This window comes from Lelliottia sp. 489 (assembly GCF_050435885.1).
Lineage (GTDB): Bacteria > Pseudomonadota > Gammaproteobacteria > Enterobacterales > Enterobacteriaceae > Enterobacter > Enterobacter nimipressuralis.
Genome location: NZ_JBNDLC010000001.1, coordinates 1,271,097 through 1,296,752 on the forward strand (window position 1 = coordinate 1,271,097; position 25,656 = coordinate 1,296,752).

Below are 25,656 nucleotides of genomic sequence, written 5' to 3' on the forward strand. Positions count from 1 at the left end.
CCTTACTCCGTAAGCCAGCTGGCCTGACGCTGCAATACCGGCAGCACCGGACGGCGGTGGTTAAGTTCCGGCAGGGCACTGATTAACCCCTGGGTATAAGGATGCTGCGCTTTGTGCAGATCGCAGGCGGCGATGGATTCCACCACCCGACCGGCGTACATCACCAGCACCCGGTCACAGAAACTGCGCACCAGGTTGATATCGTGGCTGATAAAAATTAGCCCCAGTCCGCGGGATTTCACCAGATCGTCCAGCAATCCCAGCACCTGCAAACGCACAGAGACGTCCAGTGCGGAGGTCGGTTCATCGGCGATCACAAGCTCGGGATCGGTGATCAGCATCATGGCGATCATGATGCGTTGCCCTTGGCCGCCGGAAATTTCATGTGGATAGAGGTGATAGACCCGCTCCGGCTGGCGAATGCGCACCACGTCGAGCATCTCCAGCACTTTGGCTTTGGCCTCGGCTTTGCGCCCAGGATGGTGCGACAGCCAGGCTTCAGCAATCTGATCGCCCACGCAGACGACCGGATTGAGAGAGTATTTCGGGTCCTGCATGATCATTGAGATGCGCTTGCCGCGAATGCCGCGCATTTGCGCTTCGCTGACGCTGCGCAGATCGACATCACCAAACTGCATCCTGGTTGCGCTGATCCGCGCTTTTGCCGGGTGCAGGCGTAATAGCGCGCGCCCGACGGTGGATTTCCCGGAGCCGGACTCACCGACAATCGCCAGCTTTTCGCGTCCTAGCTGGAAGGAGACGCCGCGCACGGCATGGGTCACCGCGCCGCCGTTGATAAAATCGACGTGCAGATCGCGCACATCGAGCAGTGGAGCGTTATTCGCTGCGAGGATCGAGGATGTCACGTAGGCCATCTCCTAAGAAGTTGAACGCCAGGCTGTTGATCAGAATCGCCAGCCCCGGAATAGTCACTACCCACCAGCACTCCATCATGTAAGTGCGCCCGCTGGAGATCATCGCGCCCCACTCCGGCTCCGGCGGCTGCGCGCCCAGGCCGAGGAAGCCCAGACCGGCAGCGGTCAGGATGATCCCCGCCATGTTCATGGTGATACGGATAATCACCGACGGCAGACACAGCGGCACGATATGACGCCACAGCACGCGGACGGGGGACGCGCCCTGCAGGCGTACCGCCGAGATAAAATCGGCCTGACGCAGAGAGAGCGTTTCCGCACGCGCCAGGCGCGCTATCGGCGGCCAGGCGGTAAGCGTAATGGCAATCACCACGTGCTCCAGCCCCGGACCGAGCGCCGCCACGAACGCCAGCGCCAGCACCAGGCTCGGGAACGAGATAAAGATATCCGTCACCCGCATCAGCACCGCATCCACTTTGCCACCGAAATACCCGGCGGTGACGCCCAGCAGCAAACCGAGCGGCCCGACGGTGACCGACACCAGCAGCACGATATAGAGCGTGATGCGCGAGCCGTACACCAGGCGGCTGAAAATATCGCGGCCAAACTCGTCGGTGCCGAACCAGTGCTGCGCATTCGGCGCGACCAGCGCATTGTTGAGGTCCTGCACCAGCGGGTTGTAGGGCGCAATCAGCGGCGCAAAGGCGGCCACGATCAGCAGTAGCAGAACAATTCCGCCGCCGATGGCGGTCAGCGGATTGCGCGCCATTTTGCCGACAAAACCGCCCGCCCGGTTCAGGGTGCGTTTAATACGCTGGCGGCTTTCGCTGTTGCGCGCCCCCAGCGGCGAATCCAGAGAAACGGTCATGATTTCGTCCTCGGGTCGAAGAGTTGATACAGCATGTCGGAGAGCAGGTTGAGCATCACGAAGATCAGCCCCACCAGCAGCACACAGCCCATCACCGCATTCATGTCGCCGAGCAGCAGGCTGCCGGTGAGATAGGAGCCAAAGCCCGGCCAGGAGAAGACGGTTTCAATCAGCACCGCCCCTTCCAGCAGCGAGCCATAGGCCAGCGCCACGACGGTTAACAGCTGCACGAGGATATTGCGAAACGCGTGATTCCAGATCACCTGACGCTCGGTTAAGCCTTTCACCCGCGCGGTGATGATGAACTCCTGGGAGAGCTGCGCCAGCATAAAGCTGCGCGTCATGCGGCTGATATAGGCCAGCGAATGGAAGCCCAGTAACGACGCGGGCAGGACCAGGTGGTTGATCGCATTCCAGAACACGGCGCTGTTTCCGGCCAGCAGCGCATCGATGGTCATAAGCCCGGTCCGACGCGGCACAATACCGTCCAGCCCTAAATCGAGCCGTCCCGCGCCGCCCACCCAGCCGAGCCAGGCGTAGAACAGCAGCAGCCCCATCATCCCGACCCAAAAGATCGGCGTGGAGTAGCCCGCAAGGCTGATAATGCGCACCACGTAATCGGAAAGACTGTTGCGACGCGCCGCCGCCAGCACGCCAAGCGGAATGCCTAACCCCGCGCCGACGATAATCGCCATCGTCGCCAGCTCCAGCGTTGCCGGGAAGACGCGCAGAATATCGTCTGTGACCGGTTTACCCGTCAGCAGCGCGTTACCCAGATCGCCGTGCAGCAGGTTGTTCAGATAGATGCCAAACTGCGTCAGCAACGACTGGTCAAAACCCAACTGGTGATACACCTGCTGATAGGTGCTGTGGTCGGCATCCGGGCCGACAATCGCCAGCACCGGATCGACCGGCATCACGCGGCCAATAAAGAACGTCAGCAGCAGCAGGCCAAACAGCGTCACCAGCACCTGCGTCAGTCGCTTTGAGAAACGGCGGGTCCGGGAGCCGGGAGAGAGGATCGCGACGCTCATTTTTCACCTCCGGTTTTGTAGACTTCACGCAGGAAAGTGGTGGCCGACGGGTGCGACTGGAAGTTTTTCACTTCATTACGCACGACAACGGAATCCACCATCTGCGACAGCGGGACCATCGCCGGAATGAGTTCGTCGTAGCGCACCTGGATTTGCTGATAATCCGCCACTTGCTTCTGCGGATCGCGCTCCAGCAGCGCTTTGTCGATCATCTCGTTCAGCGGCTTGTCGTAGAAACTGGTGCGCCAGCCCTGGAAGTTGGTGAGCCGCGCTTCGTCACTGTTGTCCGGGTTATAGACCAGCGCACGCAGGCTGGAGTGCGGGTGCGGTTCGACGCCGCTCCCGCCGCGCCCGACCAGCATGTCGAACTTACGCTCGCGCATGGCGCCGTAGATCTGATTGCCGGTACCGGTGATGATTTTGGCGTTGATTCCCGCCTGCATCAGCGTCGACTGCACCGCGATGGCAATATTGAGGAACGGCTGATCCGCCAGCACGCGCAGGGTGGTGTCGAAACCCTCCGGATAGCCCGCCTCTGCCAGCAGCTTTTTGGCGCGCGGAATATCCAGCCGGTAGCCCGGATCAGGGAGCGTCGACGGCATACCGGCTTTGATTGGGCGCTGATGCAGCACACCGTAGCCCGGCATCAGGGCTTTGTTGATGCCCTGATAATCAATCAGATAGCGCACCGCTTCGCGCACTTTCGGGTTGGCGAAGTGCGCCTCTTTCATGCTCATCGCCACGTAATAGACCGTCCCCTTCTGCACGGCTTCAACCGTAAGCTGGGGGTCTTTGCGCAGGGCGTTGATATCCGATACCGCCATGTTACTGGCAATATCCAGATCGCCTTTCTCAATCATCAGGCGCAGGGTTTGTGATTCCTGGAAGTGGCGCAGCACGACGCGGTTCATTTTCGGTTCATCGCGCCAGTAGTGCGGGTTGCGCTGCATGCGCAGCACATCTTTCGCCTGCCAGGTTTCCAGCATAAACGGGCCAGAACCGGCCTCGTTGGTGGTCAGCCAGCGGTTACCCCAGTCGTTATTCACCTCATGGGACTGCACCGTTTTGCTGTCGAGCACGCCCAGATTGCCGAGCGCCCCGAGAGAGTAAATCACCAGCTGCGGATCGTTAGGCTTAGGCAGCACGATCTGCACGGTGTAGTCGTCGGTCGCGCGGATTTGCTGGTCGATGTTTTTCTTCGAAAAGCCGTAGGATTTCCAGACGGACGCCTGCGCCAGATTGAGGTGCAGCAGACGGCGCATCGACCACACCACATCCTGCGCCGTGAGCGGGTTGCCCGAGTGGAATTTGACGTTATCGCGCAGATGGAAAGTCAGGGTTTTGCCGTCTGGCGCAATATCCCAGGATTTCGCCAGCGCGGGCCTGACGTGTGTGAGTTCGTTCGGATCCAGCTCCACCAGCGAATCGTAGAGATTCACCACGATGCCAACCACTTCGTTGCCGGTCATCGCCGCCGGGTCGAGGGTCAGCAGGTTGTTCATGTTCATGCCGATGATGAGCTGGTCGGGCGGCGTTTTCGCGTACGCCGCACCGCTCCCCATCATCAGCGAGAGCGCGAGTACACACGCTCTGCACAGCGGAGTTTGTTTCATGTATATATCGCCTGTAGGGTACGTTTTTATGTGTCAGTCGTGGCTGACGATATTGGCTTCGATATACGCAAAATTAATGTCTTCGCCGAGTCCAGGGCGATTCGGCAGGCTGACCATGCCATGTTCATCCATCGGGTCGACCAGGCTGTGGAGATACGCCGCCGGTTGGTCGTAATCAAGGAACGGGTGCAGCAGGCCGCGCTCATACCAGCGGCAGTTTTTAATGGCGCCAATCACCGCGAGGCTTGCCGCGCCGTTACCGTGTATTTCACAGTCCATGCCGAAGGACTCCGCAAGGTTCGCCACTTTCAGCGTCGGTGAGATCCCGCCCACGCCGTTAGCGCCCGCGCGCAGAATGTCGCACGCCCCCGCTTTCACCCAGTCGGCGCGGCTGTGGTGTTTTCCGCCCAGGCTTTCCGGGCCGATAATCGGGATCGACAGGTTTTCCGCAAGCCAGGCGTAGGAGGCCATGCTCTCCTCTTCCATCGGCTCTTCGAACCAGGCGAAGTTGAGTTTTTCCAGTTCTTTGCCGATGTACAACGCTTCAGTACGGCTGTACCAGTGATAGCCGTCGATCATCAGATCGATATCCGGCCCGACCGCTTCACGCACGGCGGCGCAGGCTTTGACGTCCATTTTCGGGTTCGGCGCAAACGAGACGGGCGGCATCCAGGTGTGAAGTTTGATGGCTTTGTATCCGCGCGCCACCAGGGTTTCAGCGAAGCTCGCGTACTCATCCGGCGTCGACAGGCCGCCTGGCAGATCGTCGCCACACATGGTACTGCCGTAGGCCGGAACTTTATCGCGATAGCCGCCAAGCAGTTTCCAGACCGGCATATTCAGTTTGCGGCCAATCAGATCCCACAGCGCCTGCTCGACGAACCCAAGCGCGCGCTCGGTGAGCTGGTGCGCGCTTCCACGCTGCCAGTGCGCCAGCTCCTGCCAGATTTTCTCGCGATTGAACGCATCCTGGCCGACCAGCACTTTGCGAAAGAAGGTATTGACCACAAAGGGGCGCACCACTTCCGGCGGCGCGAAAGAGTACCCTTTGGTGCCATCGTCTGCCGTGATCGAGAGCATCGCCATTTTGGCCATACTTTCCGGGCCAGGGTGCGAGTGCCCGGCGCTGTCGGAGACCCGGCGCGTCGGGTACTGGAAGACGGTGACGTTTACAGATTCAATTTTCATTATCAGTCCTTAAAACAACAGAGGTTCAGCGACTTCGTAATTTGAAAAGCTGTTTCGAAAGTAACTTTAAGCGCAAAATTCGTCCGCTGCCTTAGACAAATTCCGCTAAGCATCGACCATTTATTGGGCATATGCACGGTGAGGAGTGACAGTTTTCACAAAAGAGAGGGGAAATGTGAAGTTGATCGGGATAAGGGTTTGGCTGAAATGAAACGGGGTTTTGGGTTATCTCTTTTCCCATAGAAATGAGAGGGAAATTAGCGGCTCTGATAAATCCCCTCTCCGTTCGGAGAAGGGATTGCAGTAAACCTACGCGATAGTGACTTTGGTATCCAGATACACGTCCTGCACCGCGTTGATCAGCTTAACGCCTTCGGTCATCGATTTTTTAAACGCCTTACGGCCCAGAATCAGGCCCATACCGCCCGCGCGTTTATTGATCACCGCCGTGCGCACCGCATCGGTCAGATCCGTTTCGCCGCCTGCCGCACCGCCGGAGTTAATCAGCCCCGCGCGGCCCATGTAGCAGTTGGCGAGCTGGTAGCGCACCAGATCAATCGGGTTCTCGCTGGTCAGTTTGCTGTAGACACGGTCGTCGGTGTAACCAAAGTTTACCGCCTTATAGCCGCCGTTATTTTCGGCCATTTTCTGCTTCACGATATCCGCGCCAATGGTCGCCGCCAGATGGTTCGCCTGGCCGGTGAGATCCGCAGAAACGTGGTAATCCACGCCATCTTTCTTAAAGGCGTTGTTACGCAGATAGGCCCACAGCACCGTGACCATCCCCAGCTCGTGGGCACGCTCGAACGCCGCAGAGATCTCCTCAATCTGACGACGGGACTGTTCGGAGCCGAAGTAAATCGTCGCCCCTACCGCCACCGCGCCCATGTTAAACGCCTGCTCGACGCTGGCGTACAGTGTCTGGTCGTATTCGGTTGGGTAGCTCAGGGTTTCGTTATGGTTCAGTTTTACGAGGAAGGGAATGCGGTGCGCGTAGCGGCGCGACACGGAGGCCAGCACGCCGTAAGTTGACGCCACGCAGTTACAGCCGGCTTCAATCGCCAGCTCAACAATATTCTTCGGATCAAAATAGAGCGGATTGGCGGCAAAAGACGCTCCCGCAGAGTGCTCGACGCCCTGATCAACGGGCAGAATGGACAGATAGCCTGTTCCGGCGAGGCGCCCGGTGTTGTAAAGCGTCTGCATGTTTCGCAGAACCGCAGGCGGGCGATTGTTATCAATCATCACCCGATCAACGTAGTCGTGGCCCGGCAGGTAGAGCTGATCGGCTGGAATAGTCATACAACGATGCTGTAAAAGGCTGTCGGCGTCTTTGCCAAGCAGCTGCGCAATATCAGTCATAGCGATGCTCCCGTAAGTTCCGACATCGTGTCGGAGCGTGATATCCATACCCACATTTTTGTGAGCAGACTAAGCCTGGACCCGTCTTAGCCTATTTTCCAGCCTGAGTCATTTTTTTCAGCACAATCTGCTGGCTCGTTTCGTGTACAACAAAACTGTTACATTGATCAAACATTCACCGCAAAGGTATTTAAAAGGTATTATTGAGTGGTATGTTAAAGGCGTACCCTCTCTGACATGCAGGATTAAACAATGAAAACGAAAGTCCAACTGTCATTCATGATGTTTGTTGAATGGTTTATCTGGGGCGCGTGGTTTGTGCCGCTGTGGCTGTGGCTGAGTAAAAGCGGCTTTACCGCCGGGGAAATTGGCTGGTCGTATGCCTGTACCGCTATCGCCGCGATCCTCTCGCCGATCCTCGTTGGCTCGCTGACAGACCGCTTCTTTGCCGCGCAAAAAGTGCTGGCGGTGCTGATGTTTGCCGGGGCAATTCTGATGTACTTTGCCGCTCAGCAAACGCAGTTCAGCGCCTTCTTCCCGTTGCTGCTGCTCTACTCTCTGACCTACATGCCGACCATCGCCCTGACCAACAGCATTGCCTTTGCGAACGTCGACGACGTGGAGGCCGATTTTCCGCGCATCCGCGTGATGGGGACGATTGGCTGGATCGCCTCGGGCCTGGCCTGCGGATTCCTGCCGCAAATGCTCGGCTACAACGATATTTCTGACACCAATATTCCCCTGCTGATGACGGCGGCCAGCTCTGCGCTACTGGGTGTGTTTGCCCTGTTCCTGCCGAATACACCGCCGAAGAGCACCGGCAAGCTGGATATCAAAGTGATGCTGGGGCTGGATGCGCTCATTTTACTGCGCGATAAAAACTTCCTCGTGTTCTTCTTCTGCTCGTTCCTGTTCGCGATGCCGCTGGCGTTCTACTACATCTTTGCGAACGGTTATCTCACGGAAGTAGGCATGAAAAACGCCACCGGCTGGATGACCCTAGGCCAGTTCTCTGAAATCTTCTTTATGCTGGCGCTGCCTTTCTTCACCAAGCGCTTTGGTATTAAAAAGGTCCTGCTGCTGGGCCTGATCACCGCCGCCATCCGCTACGGCTTCTTTGTCTTCGGTGGCGCAGACCAGTACTTCACCTATGCCCTGCTGTTCCTGGGCATTTTGCTCCACGGCGTAAGCTACGACTTCTATTACGTCACCGCGTATATCTACGTGGACAAAAAAGCGCCTGTGCATATGCGTACCGCAGCGCAAGGGCTGATCACACTCTGCTGCCAGGGCTTTGGCAGCCTGCTGGGCTACCGTCTGGGCGGCGTGATGATGGAAAAAATGTTTGCCTATAAAGAGCCTGTGAACGGGTTGACCTTCAACTGGGCCGGAATGTGGGCGTTCGGCGGCATTATGATCGCCGTTATCGCCGTGCTGTTTATGCTGTTTTTCCGCGAATCGGATAAAGAGATCACCGCCATTGAGGTGGATGATGCCGATACTGCGCTGACACGAGGGGAAGTAAAATGAAAGCAGAACGTATTCTCGGTGCCCTGTACGGGCAGATGTTGGGGGATGCGATGGGCATGCCGTCAGAGCTGTGGCCAAGAAGCCGCGTGAAGGCCCATTTTGGCTGGATCGACCGCTTTTTGCCCGGCCCGGTAGAGAATAATGCCGCCTGTTATTTTGGCCGGGCGGAGTTTACGGATGATACCTCCATGGCCCTGAGCCTGGCGGATGCCATTATCGAATGCGACGGGCAGATTGATCCCGACGCCATCGGCAGGCATATCCTGCTGTGGGCCGAAGAGTTTGATGCTTTTAATAAGAACGTGCTCGGCCCAACGTCAAAAATTGCCCTGAACGCCATCCGCAGCGGTAAACCGGTGAGCGAGCTGGAAAATAATGGCGTCACCAACGGCGCGGCGATGCGCGCCTCACCGCTCGGCTGCCTGCTCCCGGCCACTCGCCTTGAGCATTTTGTTGAGCAGGTGGCGCTCGCTTCAAGTCCGACGCACAAATCGGATCTGGCGATTGCCGGTGCGGTAGTGATCGCCTGGGCAATCTCCCGCGCCATTGACGGGGAAAGCTGGCAGAACATCGTCGACGCCCTGCCCGGCATCGCGCGTTATGCCCAGGAGTCCAGATCCACCACGTTCAGCGCTTCTCTGGCTGCGCGTCTGGAGCTGGCCCTTAAAACCGTGCGCGAGGCCAACGGCATCGACTCCGCCAGCGAGCAGATTTACCAGCTCGTCGGCGCAGGCACCAGCACCATTGAGTCCGTTCCGGCGGCGATTGCGATGGTGGAATTGGCCGGGACAGACCCGAACCGCTGCGCAATTTTATGCGCGAATCTCGGCGGGGATACGGACACTATCGGTGCGATGGCGACCGCGATTTGCGGCGCGCTGCACGGCGTGCAGGCGATTGATCCGGCCCTGAAAGCCGAGCTGGATGCGGTGAATCAGCTGGACTTTGGCTACTACTGCGAGCATCTGCTGCACTATCGGGAAGAAAGAGAGGGCGCATGAGAACCAAACTTTCTCACCAGCTTGAAACCTTAACGGCCCAGCGTCCGGTAACGGTACTGGGTGCGGCGGTCATCGACGTGATCGCCGATGCCTACGCCCTGCCCTGGCGCGGGTGTGATATCGAATTAAAACAGCAGGGCGTGAACATTGGCGGCTGTGCGCTGAACATCGCTATCGCCCTGAAACGCCTCGGGATCACGGCGCAAAACGCGCTGCCGGTCGGGCACGGCGTGTGGGCCGATATCATTCGTAACGCCATGACAAAGCAGGATCTGCACAGCGCGGTGGAAGCCGAAAGCGGTGATAACGGCTGGTGCCTGGCGCTGGTGGAGCCGGACGGCGAGCGCACATTTATGTCTTTCAGCGGCGTGGAAAACCAGTGGCAGCAGAGCTGGCTGGACGCGCTTGTGGTGCCGCCTCACAGCCTGGTATCGCTCTCAGGCTACCAGCTGGCCTCGCCGTGCGGAGACCTGCTGACGCACTGGCTGGAAGGGCTTAGAGACGTAACGGCGTTTATCGATTTTGGGCCACGCATCGCAGATATTCCTGATGCATTGATGGCACGTATCATGGCATGCAAACCGATTGTGTCGCTGAATCGCCAGGAAGCCGTTATTGCGGCGGAGCGTCTTGATGTGCCCGTGGAAGCGCTCGGCAAGGCGTGGCAGGCGCATTACGGCTGCCCGCTGATTGTGCGGCACGATAAAGACGGCGCAGAGTATTACGACGGTGAAAATGCCGGGCATGTTCCGGCATTTCCCGCCACGGTGGTGGATACCATTGGTGCAGGCGACAGCCACGCAGGTGGAACGCTGGCCGGGCTGGCGGCGGGCTGGGCGCTGCCAGATGCGGTATTACTCGGTAATGCGGTAGCCGCGTGGGTAGTCAGCCATCGCGGCGGCGACTGTGCGCCGACGCGCGAGGAACTACTCCTCGCACACAAAGACGTATAAATCGCTACGGCAGTAGCTAATACTGTACTCAATCGGCCGGTCTTGCTGGTCAAGCGCGACTTGCTTGATCACCAGCACCGGTATTTTTTCGTCCATTTTGATGTGCATCTGGAATTCGCTGTCCGGCATCCGGGCGCTGACGCGCGAGCGGGTACGCTGCGGGAAAATGTTCTGGCTGCGGAAATAGTCGTACAGAGAAATACCGATGGCATCGGGGTCGTGGATCAGCCCAACCGGCACCCAGGACTCTTCAATCGACACGGCGTCGTCGTCGACGTAACGAATGCGTTTGAGCATAAACACATCGCTTTGCGGTGCGATTGATAGCTCCGACGCCACTTCATCCGGGCATTTGACGATCCGTTTGTTCACCCACAGAGTGTCAGGCTTTTTGCCGCGCAGGACCACCTGCTGAGAAAACCCGCGCGCCTCCTTGAGGGAATACTCAAAGATGTTATTAATCTGCGTGCCATAGCCCTGAGATCGCGTCACCACGCCCTCCTCTTCCAGCGCCTGCAACGCTTTGCGCACGGTAATGCGCGACACCCCGGTCAACTGGCTCAGATCGCGCTCGCCCGGCAAAATGTTGCCATGCTCCAGCATTCCGCTGCGCACGGCGTTTTTTACCGTCTCGGCGAATCTCAGATAAAGCGGGGTATTATCTACCGCCGCAAACCGTTCATTCAGTTGAGCAATTAACCGGGTATGCGCTTGTTCCATCTCTGTTTTCCTGGCAGAAAGTCCTTATTCAGTATACTCCTTCAGCGCTTTACCACCATGCATGAAAATGGTGAACCGGGCCAATGCCGTGACCGACTTCCAGAGTATCGGCTTTGGCGAGCGCCAGTGAGAGCCAGGCTTTGGCATCCTGCACCGTATCGGCCCAGTTTTCATGGCGCGGGCGCAGCGCCGCCAGTGCCGCCGACAGGGTGCAGCCGGTGCCGTGGGTGTTTTTGGTGATGACGCGCGGGGCGGTAAATCGCTGCGCACCGTCGCGGGTAAAGAGCCAGTCCGGGCTTTCGGCATCGTCCAGATGACCGCCCTTCATCAGCACCGCTTCACAGCCCAGCGCCAGTAATGCACGGCCCTGCTCTTTCATCTCCTGTTCGCTGCGGGCGTGCGGCGCATCGAGCAGCGCCGCCGCTTCCGGCAGATTCGGCGTGATGAGCGAAACCTGCGGCAACAGCTTTTTACGCAGGGTTTCAACGGCAGACGTTGAAAGCAGCGGATCGCCGCTTTTTGCCAGCATCACCGTATCAAGCACCACGTTTTGCACCTGATAACGCTTCAGCCGCTCGGCCACCGCTTCAACGATATCGGTTTCGGCCAGCATGCCGATTTTGGTGGTATCAATGCGTACGTCGCTGAACACGGAATCGAGCTGAGCCGCGACAAAATCTGGCTCAATGCGATAGACCGACTGCACGCCACGGGTATTTTGCGCCACCAGCGCGGTGATGACCGAACAGCCATAAGCCCCGAGAGCGGAGAACGTTTTGAGATCGGCCTGAATACCCGCGCCGCCGCTCGGATCGGTGCCTGCGATAGTTAATGCGTTGATGCGTTTCATGCCTGCGCCTCCAGATTCCAGAGGGCGTCGATAAAGGCGCTGGCAAAACTGCCCGGCCCGGCGCTGTGTGCGGCGGCTACGCCTCCCGCGCGCTTCATCCATCCACAGGCGGCAGCCACATTATCCAGCCGATCGCCCGGCAGCGAGCAGCTTGCCGCAACCACCGCCGACAGGGCACAGCCGGTGCCGACCACGCGTGTCATCATCGGATCGCCGCCAGCGATGGTTTTCGTTCGCTGCCCGTCGGTGACGTAATCCACCTCCCCCGTGACCGCAACAATGGCGTTGGTCTGGCGTGCCAGTGCCTGGGCTGCGGACAACGCGCTGGCAGCGGTATCGGTGGTGTCTACCCCGCGACCACCCGCGCTCATGCCGGCAAGGGCAAGGATTTCTGAGGCATTCCCACGGATGGCGGCGGGTTTCAGAGTGAGAATTTGCTGGCAAAAGCGGGTGCGAAACGCCAGCGCACCGACCGCCACCGGATCGAGCGTCCAGGGCTTGCCTGCGGCAACCGCACGTTCAATTGCCCGGCGCATGGCCTGCGCGCGCGGCGAGGTGAGCGTACCGACATTGATTAACAGCGCATCGGCTATCCCGGCAAACTGCTCCGCCTCTTCGGCTTCGATAACCATCGCCGGAGAGGCCCCGAGGGCCAGTAAAACGTTCGCGGTAAAGGCCTGCACTACATCGTTAGTCATGCAGTGAGTAAGCGGAGAACGGGTACGGAAGTGGTGTAAGACGTGTAAATCGAGCAGGTCAGGCTGCATGGTTTCGCTCCTGCCTTGCGTCAAGAAGCGATAGCCGTGAGGGGCATCTGACTTCCCTACGCTGGCATTATCCAGATCAGGTGGTACGGGTATTTCTCAGCCTTCACAAAGAAGGGCACCCCGAGTCAACTTACTGAGCAGTTCAGTAATTTTAGCAGGGTAGAGCAAGCCATCGCCTCAGGCAAGCCTTCGCGAGCCGATTTCTGTCGCGCGTCAGGCCAAAAATATTAAAAAAATAGCCTCAACATTCATTTACTGTGTATACATTTAATCTCTTTGATTATTCAGATTTAATGTTTTTAACTCTCCGCTTCTCTTCGAACTACCACCTCGCAAACCAGGGTAACAATACAAATAAAAACAACGCTTTATGCAAAATTAATGTTTACTTTCAGCAACTTAGATATATGCACTGCACGTGATCTGCGTCAAAGTTCACGCGCGTCAGTTAGACGATAGTTCAGCCCAGTTAATAAGATTGTGACCATCGAAGAAATACACCCTCTGGAGCAGACTTACTCGACTCGATTTTTCGCGTCGGTTTTTAGCTGCGTTATATCTAAGAATTTTTGCATTTATTGTTGAGATTGAGACCGTGAAATTAATGCTTACTCGTAAAACCCCTGTCGCTGTATTTACGTTGACGCTGATCTGCGCCGGAAGTGTATTTGCTGCACCAATAGATTATTCTCAAGCGTGGGGACATACCGTTGAAACCGCTAACCAGGGGGCTATTGATCTTCTGAACGAGCATCAGGACCAGATCACCCAAAATAAAGTCGATAGCGAACAGGCAATTCAGGGACTGAATACGCGTATCAGTAGTGTAGATGACGATCTGAATAGCACTAAAGATGCGGTACTTGTGGTCAACTATGATCTCCAGCAGACGCGAACAGATTTAAACACGCAAATTGATAATACGAATAATGCGGTCACTCAGCAGAAAATCGACATCGATAATGCGCTTCAGCAGACAAACACGAACATCACTAACCAGATTACGACGGTAACAAATACCACCACGCAGCAAACAACCAATATTGAAAAAGATCTTCAGCAGACTAAGCAGGATGTGAATCAGCAGATTTCGACGGTGAAGAACGCCAGCACGCAGCAGTCGGCCAGCCTGAATAAAGATCTTCAGCAGACTAAACAGGATGTGAATCAGCAGATTAACCATCTGCAGAGTGCCGCTGCCCAGCAGTCGGCGAGCGTCGAGAAAGACCTGCAAGACGCGAAACAGTCGTTTGCTCAACAGCAGTCCGCCAGCAATAGTCAGTTCAAAAACCTGAAAGATGAAGTGGACGATAACAAGAAAGAATCCCGCAGCGGGGCGGCATCTGCCATCGCTATTGCATCGATGCCTCAGGTGCAGGTGGGCCAGCAGGTGATGTTTTCCGCAGGCGTCGGGACATTCAAAAATGAGCAGGCGCTGAGCGTGGGCGCATCATTCCATGCAGGCGACGCAACGGTGATTAAAGCGGGTGTCAGTGATTCTACCAACAACGATTTCGCGATGGGCGCGGGTATCGGAATTGGCTTCTGATAAATCTGCTCATCGTTATTAAAGAGTGATTTTGTACCTGTTGATGATAGCCATCATGATAAAAATAATAATATTTTCAGCTGTGCTTTATATTTTATTAATACTGACCGGATTTTGGCTCGGGACGATGTACAGAGATTATTTCTCCTGTCGCGATCTCATCTCATCTTTAAATTGTATCCAATGTGTTAGAGGTTATTAAATGAAGAAATTAATGATGGTCGCCATTGCTGTCTCTGCGCTTTCGGCCTGTTCCTCTCCGGCTGAGCGTATGGCGAAGTGTGAAGCGCAAGGCGTCAGCCGCGATACCTGTTATTTAGCGGAGCAAAACCGCACCACGACGATGAACGCCGTGGCCGAAAAACAGGCGCTTGAAAATGCCGCCAACGCCGTGCAGCACGGTCAGAGCGCCAAAGTGCATGACCCGCTGCGTGAAGCCTCGTTCACGGCAAACGGGATCAAAGCCAGCGTCAGCAACGGCTTTTTCACCGCCAAAATCAACGGTAAGCAGGCGACGATAAAGCGTTTTAATGCGAATAGTTATGAGATTAAAGGCGCGGGTTACGTACTCTCCATCACCCTTGATGAAGACGGTATTACCGATGCGTCATGGAATAAAACCCATGGCCGCGATCATGGCTTATTGCAGTTCACGCAGAAGTAATGTTAAGGCGGCTAACGTGCCGCCTTTTTTGTATTGCGCGGGGTGAGGGCTTTTCGCGTCGAAGCGGCAGATTTTTGTTATCAAAAACATCGGGTTATTGAACGCTCTTTAACCCCCCTCTTTTGTAACAAAACAGTAAACAAATTAACCATTGAGCCACGCGCCAAAAGGCTCTATATTGGCCGCGTTTTTTACTCGCCCTATCCTTTACTAACTATTTATTCAATCGAGGCGCATAAGGCTGCCCCGGTTGTGGGAGTGATATGATGACGGATAAAGTCCGTATTGACACCGCAGATGCCCGCAAAAGCAACGAAACCTATCTGGCCCGTCAGGCCGAGTTTGAATCGAACGTCAGGAGTTATCCTCGCAAACTGCCTTTAGCGATCGCTAAAGCAGATGGCGTGTGGATTACCGATGCAGATAATAAAGAATACCTTGACTGTCTTGCCGGCGCTGGCACCCTCGCGCTTGGCCATAACCATCCTGATGTGCTGAAAAGCATCCAAAATGTCATTACCAGCGGCTTGCCGTTACATACCCTCGATCTGACAACACCGTTGAAAGACGAGTTCTCTGAGTATCTGCTCTCCCTGCTGCCAGGCCAGGGCAAAGAATATTGCCTGCAGTTCACCGGCCCATCCGGTGCCGATGCGGTAGAAGCCGCGCTGAAACTGGCGAAAAAAGTCACCGGTCGCAGCAGCATTATCAGCTTCTCCGGCGGCTATCACGGGATGACCCACGGCGCGCTCTCTGTGACAGGTAACCTGTCGCCGAAAGAAGCGGTCGATAACATGATGCCAGAAGTGCAGTTCATGCCTTACCCACACCAGTACCGCTGCCCGCTGGGTATCGGCGGTGACGCGGGCGTGAAAGCGCTGACCTACTACTTTGATAACCTGATCAACGACGTCGAAAGCGGCGTGCGTAAACCTGCAGCCGTGATTCTGGAAGCGGTTCAGGGCGAAGGCGGCGTGAACCCGGCTCCGGCTGAGTGGCTGCAGCGCATTCGTAAAGTGACTCAGGAACACGGCATTCTGCTGATCCTCGACGAAGTTCAGGCTGGCTTCTGCCGTACCGGCAAGCAGTTTGCCTTCGAACACGCGGGTATCGAGCCAGACATCATCGTGATGTCTAAAGCTGTCGGCGGTGGTCTGCCACTGGCTGTTCTCGGCATTAAAAAGCAGTTTGATGCCTGGGCACCAGGTCATCACACCGGCACCTTCCGTGGCAACCAGCTGGCGATGGCAACCGGCCTGACCACGCTGAAAATTCTGAAAGATCAGAATATCGCTGACAAAGTGGCCGCTCAGGGCGAATGGCTGAAAGGCCAGCTGGTTGAGCTGCAGCAGCGTTATCCGGTGATCGGCCACGTGCGCGGTCTGGGCCTGATGATCGGTATCGAGATCGTGAAACCGAACGAAGCGGCAGATCACATGGGCTGTTTCCCAGGCGACGGCGATCTCTCTGCCCTGATCCAGAAGAAATGCTTCGAAGCAGGCCTGATTCTGGAGCGCGGTGGTCGTAACGGCGTGGTTCTGCGTCTGCTGCCATCCCTGCTGATTAGCGATCAGGAACTGAAAGTCTTCCTGGATAAATTCGAGCAGGCGCTGCTTGCTGCGGGCGTTCGCCCGGTCTAACGGAGTTAGGAAAAAGATGTCTGAGTCAAACCCAATTCTGTCGTCGTCGGCGCAAAGCATCGAGGCCTATCAGCAGGCCATCGAGCAAAGCTCTCAGGCGGTGATGCAGTGGCTGCAGCAGTCTGAGATGTATCAGGGGAAAACCGTCGCCGAGCTGCGCGAGAATATCTCCCTGAACTTCGGTCAGAAAGGCCTCGGCAACGAAGCGGCGATTGCCCGCGCGGTCGAGTACTTCCTGAAAGACAGCCTGTCGGTTCACCACCCGCAGTGTGTGGCGCACCTGCACTGCCCGAGCCTGGTTGTGAGCCAGGCGGCGGAAGTGCTGATCAACGCCACCAACCAGAGCATGGACTCCTGGGATCAAAGCCCGTCAGCAACCATCATTGAGATGAAGCTGATCGACTGGCTGCGTACCCGCGTGGGTTATCAGGCCGGGGATGCGGGCGTGTTCACCAGCGGTGGCACCCAGAGCAATCTGATGGGCCTGATGCTGGCACGTGACGCGTTCTTCGCGCGTCAGGGCCACTCCATCCAGCAGGATGGTCTGATCGGTGATCTGCGTAAGATCCGCGTACTCTGTTCTGAAAACGCGCACTTCTCCGTGCAGAAGAACATGGCGCTGCTCGGTCTGGGCTACCAGTCGGTCATTCAGGTGAAAACCGACGAGTGCTCACGCATGGATCTGAACGATCTGGCGGCGAAAATTGCCCAGTGCAATGCCAACGGTGAGCAGATTCTGGCGATCGTTGCCACCGCCGGGACCACCGACGCGGGTGCGATCGATCCGCTGCGCGCTATCGCAGAGATGGCCGCAGAGCAGCAGATTTGGGTGCACGTGGATGCGGCCTGGGGCGGCGCACTGCTGATGTCCGATAAGTATCGCGACTACCTGGACGGCATCGAACTGGTGGATTCCATCACCCTGGACTTCCACAAGCAGTTCTTCCAGACCATCAGCTGCGGCGCATTCCTGCTGAAAGAAGCGCGCCATTACGAGCTGATGCGCTACCAGGCGGCCTACCTGAACTCTGAGTTTGACGAAGAAGCGGGCGTGCCGAATCTGGTCTCCAAATCACTGCAGACTACGCGCCGTTTCGACGCGCTGAAGCTGTGGATGAGCCTGGAAGCACTGGGTCAGGAGCAATATGCGGCCATTATCGATCACGGTGTGACGCTGGCGCAGGACGTTGCCGCGTACGTGAAAGATCAGGCGGTGCTGGAGCTGGTAATGCAGCCTCAGCTGGCGAGCGTGCTGTTCCGCTTCCACCCTGAGCAGGCGCTGAACGATGCGGATATCGCGCTGCTGAACCAGAAAATTGGTGACGCCCTGCTCGACTCTGGCCGTGCAAACGTCGGCGTGACCGAGCACAACGGCGTGACTTGCCTGAAACTGACGCTGCTGAACCCAACGGTGACGCTGGACGACGTGAAAGTCCTGCTGTCGCTGGTTGAACGCACCGCGTACGAGATTCTGGCGAAGTAAGTCCTTGCTCCCCGCACCCTCTGGTGCGGGGACAATTTTGCTATTCCGCTTTTTCCTTTGCCACTGCGATTTTCCCCGACCAGCTTACCCATAAATTCGCACACCTCTAATTCGTTATTTTCTCTGAATATTGAGATGCGATACGTCATTGAGCGACGTGGTTAAGAATTCGTGGGCAAAGCTGTTCAGATTTGTTACATTTTTTTTTCAAACAAGTGGGACTGTGCCCCCTAAAATGGGCTGCTTGCCACGCTGTGACGCCACAGCGGGCTGAAGTATCAGCAAAACGGTTTAACTGGAGAAAAAATGGCTAAGAGTAAATTGCTGCTTCTGGGTGTGTTGATGTCACTGGCGGGTGCCGTATACGCCGCGCCGCAGCCTGCCGCTGCCCCTTCTGGTATCCAGGCATACGAAGAACAAGAGTTCATTGCCGATTTCACCAAATTCAAAATTGGCGACACCGCACCAGCTCAGTATCAAACGCCTGAATACACCATTAAACAGTACCAGCTGCGTAACCTCCCTGCGCCTGACGCGGGTACACACTGGACTTACATGGGTGAGAACTACGTTCTGATTGGTGATGCCGACGGTAAAATCCGTAAAGCCTACAACGGAGATATCTTCTATCACCGCTGATCCCCTCATCGTCCGGGCCTGGCAGGAAAGCGATCGCCCTTTCCTGCGCACCCTCTACTTACACGCCCGGCGTGAAGCCTGGCCGTGGCTGGACAGCAGCGACTGGCAGCTAGAAGATTTCGACGCGGCAACGCGTGACGAGCAAATCTGGGTGGCGATGCAAGACGGCCATCGCGTCGGGTTTGCGTCGGTCTGGAGCAACGATAATTTTCTGCACAATCTGTTTGTTGACCCGCAGTATCAGCGTGCGGGCGCTGGCAGCCTGTTGCTCAAACATGTGCAGGAAACATTCACCAGCACCGGTTCGCTGAAGTGTCTGGTCAGAAATGAACGTGCGGTGGCATTTTACCAGCGACACGGCTGGCATATTGAGGCGACGGGAGATTCTCCGGACGGAGAGTATTACCTGATGCATTACGTTTTGCGGTAATTGCCCGCAGGCGCTGCGCTTGCGCAGGCTCACGGAACAGCCTGTTGCAGGCCGGGTAAGCGAGTGCCCCCGGCCCATTACGGCTAATGCTTAGACTGCGCGGAACGCGATCTCGCTCGGAATCACTTCACCCTGCCAGTACAGCTGCGCGGCCACGCGCCCTGCCAGCTGGCGGTACATTCCCGCAAATTCACTCTCCGGACGGCCCACCACGGTCGGCTTGCCACGGTCGAGATCTTCACGCAGCGTGATATGCAGCGGCATCTGCCCCAGCAGCTGAGTGTGATACTGCGCCGCCAGTTTCTCTGCGCCACCGGTGCCAAAAATCGGCTCGTGATGACCGCAGTTGCTGCAAATATGCACGCTCATGTTCTCGACCACGCCGAGCACCGGCACGTCCACTTTCTCGAACATCACGATGCCTTTTTTGGCGTCGATCAGCGCGATATCCTGCGGGGTAGTAACCACAACCGCCCCCGTCACCGGGATATTTTGCGCCAGCGTCAGCTGGATATCGCCCGTGCCTGGCGGCATATCCAGCACCAGGTAATCGAGATCCGGCCACATGGTCTCCTGCAGCATCTGCAGCAGCGCCTTGCTGGCCATCGGGCCACGCCAGACCATCGCGTTATCGTCCGTCACCAGATAGCCAATGGAGTTAGTCGCCAGGCCGTAGGCCATGATTGGCGCCATGTGGGTGCCGTCTGGGGAGGTTGGACGTTGGTTTTCCGCACCCAGCATATTGGGAATCGACGGACCGTAAATATCGGCATCCAGAATTCCGACTTTAGCCCCTTCTGCGGCCAGCGCCAGCGCAAGGTTCACGGCGGTGGAGGATTTCCCCACCCCACCCTTGCCGGAGCTGATGGCAATAATATTCTTCACGCCGTTAATGCCCGGCTGATTTTTCACGCGTTTGAGCGTGGCGATAGTGTGCGTCAGCTTCCAGTCAATCGCCTTCGCCCCGGTAATACGCAGCAGATCGGAACTGCACTGCTCTTTCAGGGTTTCGAAGGCGCTGGTCCAGACAAACGGCATCTGCAGTTCAACGTGCAGCGTGTCATCCAGCCATGCCACGTGGTGCAGCGCTTTTAGCGTGGTCAGATTGTGCTTCAGGGTTGGATGCTGAAAATTAGCCAGCGTCCCGGCAACCATTGCTCGTAAGGCTTCCGGTGATTTGGCCTGGGATTGAGAACTCATCCCGACTCCTTTGTTCTTGTGAATAAGACCTTAGTTGAACAAGTTTACCTGAAAGGCCGTGGTTTGTGCTTACTTAATAATGGCCCTTTTGTTACTATCAAAAACCCTTTTTACTGTTAAAGAAGTAATGCCCACTATGACTCAAGTCGCGAAAAAAATTCTGGTAACGTGCGCTCTGCCGTACGCAAACGGTTCAATCCACCTCGGCCACATGCTGGAGCATATCCAGGCTGATGTCTGGGTCCGTTACCAGCGAATGCGCGGCCACCAGGTAAACTTCATCTGCGCGGACGATGCTCACGGCACGCCAATCATGCTGAAAGCACAGCAGCTGGGGATCTCCCCGGAGCAGATGATTACCGAGATGAGTCAGGAGCATCAGACTGATTTTGCTGGCTTTGACATCAGCTACGACAACTATCACTCGACGCACAGCGACGAGAACCGCGAGCTGTCGGAGCTTATCTACACCCGCCTGAAAGAGAACGGTTTTATCAAAAACCGCACTATCTCTCAGCTGTACGATCCGGAAAAAGGCATGTTCCTGCCGGACCGTTTTGTGAAAGGCACCTGTCCGAAGTGTAAATCCCCGGATCAGTACGGCGATAACTGCGAAGTGTGCGGCGCGACCTACAGCCCGACCGAGCTTATCGAGCCGAAATCCGTGGTGTCCGGCGCGACACCTGTCATGCGCGATTCTGAACACTTCTTCTTCGATCTGCCGTCCTTCAGCGAAATGCTGCAGGCGTGGACCCGCAGCGGCGCGCTGCAGGAGCAGGTGGCGAATAAAATGCAGGAGTGGTTCGAATCCGGTCTGCAGCAGTGGGATATCTCCCGCGATGCGCCGTACTTCGGTTTCGAAATCCCGAACGCGCCGGGCAAATATTTCTACGTCTGGCTGGATGCGCCAATCGGCTACATGGGTTCCTTCAAGAACCTGTGCGACAAGCGCGGCGACACCCAGAGCTTCGAAGAGTACTGGAAAAAAGATTCCGACGCAGAGCTGTACCACTTCATCGGCAAAGACATCGTCTATTTCCACAGCCTGTTCTGGCCTGCGATGCTGGAAGGCAGCGGTTTCCGTAAGCCAACCAACCTGTTTGTTCACGGCTACGTGACGGTGAACGGCGCGAAGATGTCCAAATCACGCGGCACCTTCATTAAAGCCAGCACCTGGCTGAACCACTTCGACGCCGACAGCCTGCGCTACTACTACACCGCGAAGCTCTCTTCCCGCATCGATGATATCGACCTGAATCTGGAAGATTTCGTGCAGCGCGTGAACGCAGACATCGTGAATAAAGTGGTCAACCTGGCGTCCCGTAACGCGGGCTTTATCGCCAAGCGTTTCGACGGCGTGATGGCAGCTGAACTGGCCGATCCAGAACTGTATAAAACCTTTACCGACGCGGCCGCCACTATCGGCGACGCGTGGGAAGCACGCGAGTTCGGTAAAGCAGTGCGCGAAATCATGGCTCTGGCCGATCTGGCGAACCGCTATGTGGATGAGCAGGCACCGTGGGTCGTCGCGAAGCAGGAAGGCCGCGATGCGGATCTGCAAGCGATCTGCTCCATGGGCATCAACCTGTTCCGCGTGCTGATGACCTACCTGAAGCCGGTTCTGCCGCAGCTGACGGAACGTGCAGAAGCCTTCCTGAACACCGAGCTGACCTGGGATGCTATCCAGCAGCCGCTGCTCAGCCATAAAGTGAACACCTTCAAAGCGCTGTATAACCGCATTGAGATGAAACAGGTTGAAGCGCTGGTTGAAGCGTCGAAAGAAGAGGTGAAAGCCGCCGCTGCGCCAGTCACTGGCCCGCTGGCAGACGATCCGATTCAGGAAACCATCACTTTTGATGACTTCGCCAAAGTTGATATGCGCGTTGCGCTGATTGAAAACGCGGAATTCGTCGAAGGCTCTGACAAACTGCTGCGCCTGACGCTGGATCTGGGCGGTGAGAAACGTAACGTCTTCTCTGGCATTCGCTCTGCGTATCCGGACCCGCAGGTGCTGATCGGTCGCCAGACGGTGATGGTCGCCAACCTTGCGCCGCGCAAAATGCGCTTCGGCATCTCGGAAGGGATGGTGATGGCCGCCGGTCCTGGCGGGAAGGATATCTTCCTGTTAAGCCCGGACGACGGGGCGAAACCGGGTCAGCAGGTGAAATAAACAAAAAAGCCGGAGCGTTCTCCGGCTTTTTTTATGCCTTGTTTACCGGTTCCCGGCCTACAAAGCGTAGCGTAGCGCCAACAAACTCAGGCTGACGGCTTCGCGCTATGCACACGGTGAGTCAGCCCGCGCAGGAAGTAGCGCATAAACTGATCGCCGCACTCACGGTAGTTCTTATGATCCGGCGCGCGCATCATGGCGGTGATTTCCGGCATCGACACGCGGAATTTTTGCTCGGTCATGATCGCCAGCACATCGTCAGATTTGAGGGAAAATGCGATACGCAGTTTTTTCAGTACGATGTTGTTATTCACGCGACGCTCAGGCGACAGCACCGGGGCAGACTCATCCTTGCCGCGTTTATCGTAAATCAGCCCATTTAAAAACGAAGAGAGAATGATATCCGGGCAGCGAACAAAGCCCTCTTCGTCCTCTTTGGTGATCCAGCTGGCGATATTCGCCGGCGTGGTCTCGACCTCGGCCAGCGCCAGAATACGAACCAAATCGTTATTGTTGGATTTCAGGATGTAGCGCACGCTACGAAGAATATCGTTACTTAACATAGAGCCTTCAGCTGTCGGTGATGCGATGGGGCGCAGTGTACCAGTTTTACAATCCAATCGCCTCTTTCAGGCTCTTCAGATAGCGCCGACTCACCGGCACCGTCTGCCCGGCACGCAGCACCAGCTCCGCCTGACCGTTCTCTTCCAGACGAATTTCTTTCAGATGCGCCATGTTCACCAGATACTGGCGGTGACAGCGGATCAGCGGCGTACGGCTCTCCAGCGTGCGCAGCGTCAGCTCCGTAAAGCCCTCCTTGCCTTCAGCGCTGGTGACGAACACCCCGCTCATGCGGCTACTGACAAACGCCACGTCGTCCATCTGCAACAGGTAGATGCGGCTATGGCCGGTACAGGGGATAAATTTTAGCGCCTGCTGGTTTTCCGGCAGAAGCGAAACGTCCTGCACGCTGCGCTCCTGGCGCAGGCGGTTGAGGGTTTTCTCCAGCCGCTTCTCTTCGATGGGTTTTAGCAGATAATCGAACGCATGCTCTTCAAACGCTTTCACCGCATATTCATCAAACGCCGTCAGAAAAACGATGTACGGACGATGCTCCGGGTCGAGCATACCGACCATCTCCAGGCCGCTAATGCGCGGCATCTGGATATCGAGAAACAGCACGTCCGGGCGCAATTTATGTACCGCACCAATGGCTTCGATGGCGTTGGCGCACTCGCCCACCACCTCAATGTCGCTCTGTTCCTGCAACAGAACCCGCAGGTTTTCCCGCGCTAACGGCTCATCATCGACAATCAGCACTCTTAGCATGCGTTTTCCTCCAGGGGCAATCGTAAGGTAATACGGGTAAAACTGTCCGGCTCGCAGTCGACGGTGATACCGCAATCATCACCGAAATGCGCGCGCAGACGTTTGTCGACGAGGCTCATCCCCAGCCCGCCCGATTCGGCGCCAGGCTGATAAAGCCCGGCGTTATCTTCAATGTCCAGCACCAGATGGTGATTAAAACGGCTGGCAGAAATATGGATTTCGCCGGTGCCCAGCAGCTGCGAGGTGCCGTGTTTAATGGCGTTTTCCACAATCGGCTGCAGGGTAAACGCCGGAAGATGCTGATGCGCCAGTTCGTCCGGCACGAACAGTGACACCTGCAGTCTCGACTGGAATCGCGCCTTTTCGATTTGCAGATAGGCATTCACATGTTCGATCTCATCGGCGAGGGTCACAATCTCTGAAGGGCGCTTCAGGTTTTTGCGGAAAAAGGTCGACAGAAACTGCACCAGCTGCGTCGCCTGATCGCTGTCGTGGCGGATCACTGCCTTGAGCGTGTTCAGCGCATTAAACAGAAAATGCGGATTCACCTGGGCGTGCAGGAGTTTGATTTCCGACTGGGTCAGCAGCGCCTTTTGCCGCTCGTACTGCCCCGCCAGAATTTGCGCCGACAGCAGCTGGGCGATCCCCTCCCCCAGCGTGCGGTTAATGGAGCTGAACAACCGGTTTTTGGCTTCGTAGAGCTTGATCGTCCCCATCACCCGCTGATTCTCACCGCGCAGCGGGATCACCAGCGTCGAACCGAGTTTGCACTGCGGGTGCAGCGAGCAGCGGTACGGCACTTCATTCCCGTCGGCATACACCACTTCGCCCGTTTCAATGGCGCGCAGCGTATACGTCGAAGAGATCGGTTTGCCGGGCAGATGGTGATCGTCACCGGTGCCGGTAAACGCCAGCAGCCGTTCGCGATCGGTGATCGCCACCGCGCCGATATCCAGCTCCTGATAGAGCACCTGAGCCACTTTCATGCTGTTCTCTTCGTTAAAGCCCTGGCGCAGAATGCCTTCCGTCGAGGCGGCGACCTTAAGCGCCGTGGCCGAGAACGCCGAGGTGTATTTTTCAAACATCGCGCGTTTATCTAGCAGGATGCGCATAAACAGCGCCGCGCCGACGGTATTGGTGACCATCATCGGTGCGGCGATGCTGCTCACCAGATGCAGGGCATCTTCAAAGGGACGCGCAATCAGCAGAATAATCAGCATTTGCGCCAGCTCTGCCACCAGAGTTATTGCCCCGGCGGTGAGCGGGCTAAAGACTTTATCCGGGCGGCCACGCTTAATCATGTAGCTGTGAACCAGGCCGCCGAGCAGCCCTTCGACAATCGTCGAGATCATGCAGCTCAGGGCCGTCATGCCGCCCATGGAGTATCGATGCAATCCGCCCGTTAACCCGACTAAACCGCCGACCACCGGGCCACCCAGCAGCCCGCCCATCACCGCACCGATGGCGCGCGTATTGGCGATCGAGTCTTCAATGTGCAGACCAAAATAGGTGCCGAGAATGCAGAAAATCGAGAAGGTGACGTAGCAGAGAAGCTTGTGCGGCAGGCGTACCGTCACCTGCATCAGCGGAATGAACAGCCGCGTTTTGCTCATCAGCCACGCGATGACCAGAAAAACGCACATCTGCTGAAGCAGCAGCAACACCAGATTAAATTCGTACATGACCGCAAACCGCACTTTCTAAAAACGCGTAACATACACTGATACACATTAACTTTCTTTGAAGCATTCCAAAAAAGCTGCAATTCGTGCCCGTCATCACATCGTTTAG

The 25,656-nt window shown here is 56.6% G+C and carries 23 protein-coding genes and 1 riboswitch; of the genes, 10 read left to right on the forward strand and 13 right to left on the reverse strand.

The annotated features are described in order from the left end of the window. Window positions 1-2: 2 nt before the first annotated feature. From ABIE11_RS06290 to fbaB, 6 genes are all read right to left on the reverse strand, one after another. The gene (locus ABIE11_RS06290; RefSeq protein ID WP_409255339.1) at window positions 3-866 is read right to left on the reverse strand and encodes an ABC transporter ATP-binding protein; all 864 of its coding nucleotides are present in this window, start codon (window positions 864-866) and stop codon (window positions 3-5) included. Then, window positions 838-1,743 carry an ABC transporter permease gene (locus tag ABIE11_RS06295; RefSeq protein WP_123427338.1) on the reverse strand — a complete coding sequence of 302 codons (906 nt, stop codon included), beginning with the start codon at window positions 1,741-1,743 and terminating at the stop codon, window positions 838-840. The genes ABIE11_RS06290 and ABIE11_RS06295 overlap by 29 nt, the downstream gene beginning before the upstream one ends. Further along, window positions 1,740-2,777, reverse strand: a complete 1,038-nt coding sequence (locus ABIE11_RS06300) for an ABC transporter permease (RefSeq protein ID WP_107703253.1) — start codon at window positions 2,775-2,777, stop codon at window positions 1,740-1,742. The genes ABIE11_RS06295 and ABIE11_RS06300 overlap by 4 nt, the downstream gene beginning before the upstream one ends. Beyond that, entirely contained in the window at window positions 2,774-4,390 is a 1,617-nt protein-coding gene (locus ABIE11_RS06305) for an ABC transporter substrate-binding protein (protein ID WP_100779584.1), read from the reverse strand. Before ABIE11_RS06305 ends, ABIE11_RS06300 begins: the two co-directional genes overlap by 4 nt. A 33-nt stretch (window positions 4,391-4,423) precedes the next feature. After that, on the reverse strand, window positions 4,424-5,578 hold the full coding sequence (locus tag ABIE11_RS06310; protein ID WP_194512990.1) for a mandelate racemase family protein: 1,155 nt from the start codon (window positions 5,576-5,578) through the stop codon (window positions 4,424-4,426). A gap of 309 nt (window positions 5,579-5,887) precedes the next feature. Continuing rightward, window positions 5,888-6,940 carry a class I fructose-bisphosphate aldolase gene (gene fbaB / locus ABIE11_RS06315; protein WP_123427334.1) on the reverse strand — a complete coding sequence of 351 codons (1,053 nt, stop codon included), beginning with the start codon at window positions 6,938-6,940 and terminating at the stop codon, window positions 5,888-5,890. 252 nt (window positions 6,941-7,192) lie between these two features. Here fbaB and ABIE11_RS06320 point away from each other — a divergent pair, with 252 nt between their 5' ends. From ABIE11_RS06320 to ABIE11_RS06330, 3 genes are read left to right on the forward strand one after another with little or no spacing between them, the layout of a single operon-like run. After that, on the forward strand, window positions 7,193-8,470 hold the full coding sequence (locus ABIE11_RS06320; protein WP_100779581.1) for a nucleoside permease: 1,278 nt from the start codon (window positions 7,193-7,195) through the stop codon (window positions 8,468-8,470). Next, complete coding sequence (locus tag ABIE11_RS06325) at window positions 8,467-9,471, forward strand: ADP-ribosylglycohydrolase family protein (RefSeq protein ID WP_429184151.1); 1,005 nt, start codon at window positions 8,467-8,469, stop codon at window positions 9,469-9,471. The genes ABIE11_RS06320 and ABIE11_RS06325 overlap by 4 nt, the downstream gene beginning before the upstream one ends. Next, window positions 9,468-10,424 (forward strand): PfkB family carbohydrate kinase, encoded by a 957-nt coding sequence (locus ABIE11_RS06330; protein ID WP_429184152.1) that lies wholly within the window; start codon window positions 9,468-9,470, stop codon window positions 10,422-10,424. The genes ABIE11_RS06325 and ABIE11_RS06330 overlap by 4 nt, the downstream gene beginning before the upstream one ends. On the opposite strand, the gene ABIE11_RS06335 is transcribed toward ABIE11_RS06330, so the two are convergent. The 3 genes from ABIE11_RS06335 to thiM are packed head-to-tail and all read right to left on the reverse strand — an operon-like array spanning window position 10,398 to window position 12,761. Then, on the reverse strand, window positions 10,398-11,144 hold the full coding sequence (locus ABIE11_RS06335) for a GntR family transcriptional regulator (protein ID WP_429184153.1): 747 nt from the start codon (window positions 11,142-11,144) through the stop codon (window positions 10,398-10,400). The two genes, ABIE11_RS06330 and ABIE11_RS06335, sit on opposite strands and share 27 nt — an antisense overlap. Before the next feature lie 49 nt (window positions 11,145-11,193). Next, a complete protein-coding gene (gene thiD / locus ABIE11_RS06340; protein WP_100779577.1) occupies window positions 11,194-11,994 on the reverse strand; it encodes a bifunctional hydroxymethylpyrimidine kinase/phosphomethylpyrimidine kinase in 801 nt (266 codons plus the stop codon). Further along, a complete protein-coding gene (gene thiM / locus ABIE11_RS06345; RefSeq protein ID WP_429184154.1) occupies window positions 11,991-12,761 on the reverse strand; it encodes a hydroxyethylthiazole kinase in 771 nt (256 codons plus the stop codon). The genes thiD and thiM overlap by 4 nt, the downstream gene beginning before the upstream one ends. A gap of 36 nt (window positions 12,762-12,797) precedes the next feature. Continuing rightward, window positions 12,798-12,894, reverse strand: a riboswitch (TPP riboswitch). Window positions 12,895-13,365: 471 nt separating this feature from the next. Here thiM and ABIE11_RS06350 point away from each other — a divergent pair. The 6 genes from ABIE11_RS06350 to ABIE11_RS06375 all read left to right on the forward strand — a co-directional run bounded on the left by ABIE11_RS06350 (window position 13,366) and on the right by ABIE11_RS06375 (window position 19,166). Then, on the forward strand, window positions 13,366-14,310 hold the full coding sequence (locus ABIE11_RS06350; RefSeq protein ID WP_429184155.1) for a YadA C-terminal domain-containing protein: 945 nt from the start codon (window positions 13,366-13,368) through the stop codon (window positions 14,308-14,310). Between the two features lie 202 nt (window positions 14,311-14,512). Next, a complete protein-coding gene (locus ABIE11_RS06355; RefSeq protein ID WP_100779562.1) occupies window positions 14,513-14,974 on the forward strand; it encodes a hypothetical protein in 462 nt (153 codons plus the stop codon). Window positions 14,975-15,237: 263 nt separating this feature from the next. Beyond that, complete coding sequence (locus ABIE11_RS06360; RefSeq protein ID WP_102104115.1) at window positions 15,238-16,614, forward strand: diaminobutyrate--2-oxoglutarate transaminase; 1,377 nt, start codon at window positions 15,238-15,240, stop codon at window positions 16,612-16,614. Between the two features lie 16 nt (window positions 16,615-16,630). Beyond that, on the forward strand, window positions 16,631-18,097 hold the full coding sequence (locus ABIE11_RS06365; RefSeq protein ID WP_429184156.1) for a pyridoxal phosphate-dependent decarboxylase family protein: 1,467 nt from the start codon (window positions 16,631-16,633) through the stop codon (window positions 18,095-18,097). 306 nt (window positions 18,098-18,403) lie between these two features. Further along, complete coding sequence (locus ABIE11_RS06370) at window positions 18,404-18,736, forward strand: RcnB family protein (protein WP_100779559.1); 333 nt, start codon at window positions 18,404-18,406, stop codon at window positions 18,734-18,736. After that, entirely contained in the window at window positions 18,681-19,166 is a 486-nt protein-coding gene (locus ABIE11_RS06375) for a GNAT family N-acetyltransferase (protein ID WP_429184157.1), read from the forward strand. The genes ABIE11_RS06370 and ABIE11_RS06375 overlap by 56 nt, the downstream gene beginning before the upstream one ends. Before the next feature lie 90 nt (window positions 19,167-19,256). Here ABIE11_RS06375 and apbC read toward each other — a convergent pair whose 3' ends face one another. Continuing rightward, window positions 19,257-20,366: an iron-sulfur cluster carrier protein ApbC gene (gene apbC, locus ABIE11_RS06380; RefSeq protein WP_107703243.1), complete on the reverse strand. Its 1,110-nt coding sequence runs from the start codon at window positions 20,364-20,366 to the stop codon at window positions 19,257-19,259. A 136-nt stretch (window positions 20,367-20,502) separates the two neighbouring features. Between apbC and metG the strand changes: the two genes are divergently transcribed. Next, window positions 20,503-22,536 carry a methionine--tRNA ligase gene (metG, locus tag ABIE11_RS06385; protein ID WP_312154635.1) on the forward strand — a complete coding sequence of 678 codons (2,034 nt, stop codon included), beginning with the start codon at window positions 20,503-20,505 and terminating at the stop codon, window positions 22,534-22,536. Window positions 22,537-22,622: 86 nt separating this feature from the next. Here the strand turns inward: metG and ABIE11_RS06390 are convergent, their stop codons facing one another. Genes ABIE11_RS06390 through ABIE11_RS06400 form a run of 3 tightly spaced genes read right to left on the reverse strand, consistent with a single transcriptional unit; the run spans window position 22,623 to window position 25,547 of the window. Further along, window positions 22,623-23,099, reverse strand: coding sequence for a DUF1456 family protein (locus ABIE11_RS06390; protein ID WP_100779555.1), 477 nt, complete (start codon window positions 23,097-23,099; stop codon window positions 22,623-22,625). A gap of 46 nt (window positions 23,100-23,145) precedes the next feature. After that, complete coding sequence (btsR, locus tag ABIE11_RS06395) at window positions 23,146-23,865, reverse strand: two-component system response regulator BtsR (protein ID WP_100779554.1); 720 nt, start codon at window positions 23,863-23,865, stop codon at window positions 23,146-23,148. Beyond that, on the reverse strand, window positions 23,859-25,547 hold the full coding sequence (locus ABIE11_RS06400; RefSeq protein ID WP_100779553.1) for a sensor histidine kinase: 1,689 nt from the start codon (window positions 25,545-25,547) through the stop codon (window positions 23,859-23,861). The genes btsR and ABIE11_RS06400 overlap by 7 nt, the downstream gene beginning before the upstream one ends. Window positions 25,548-25,656: the final 109 nt, after the last annotated feature.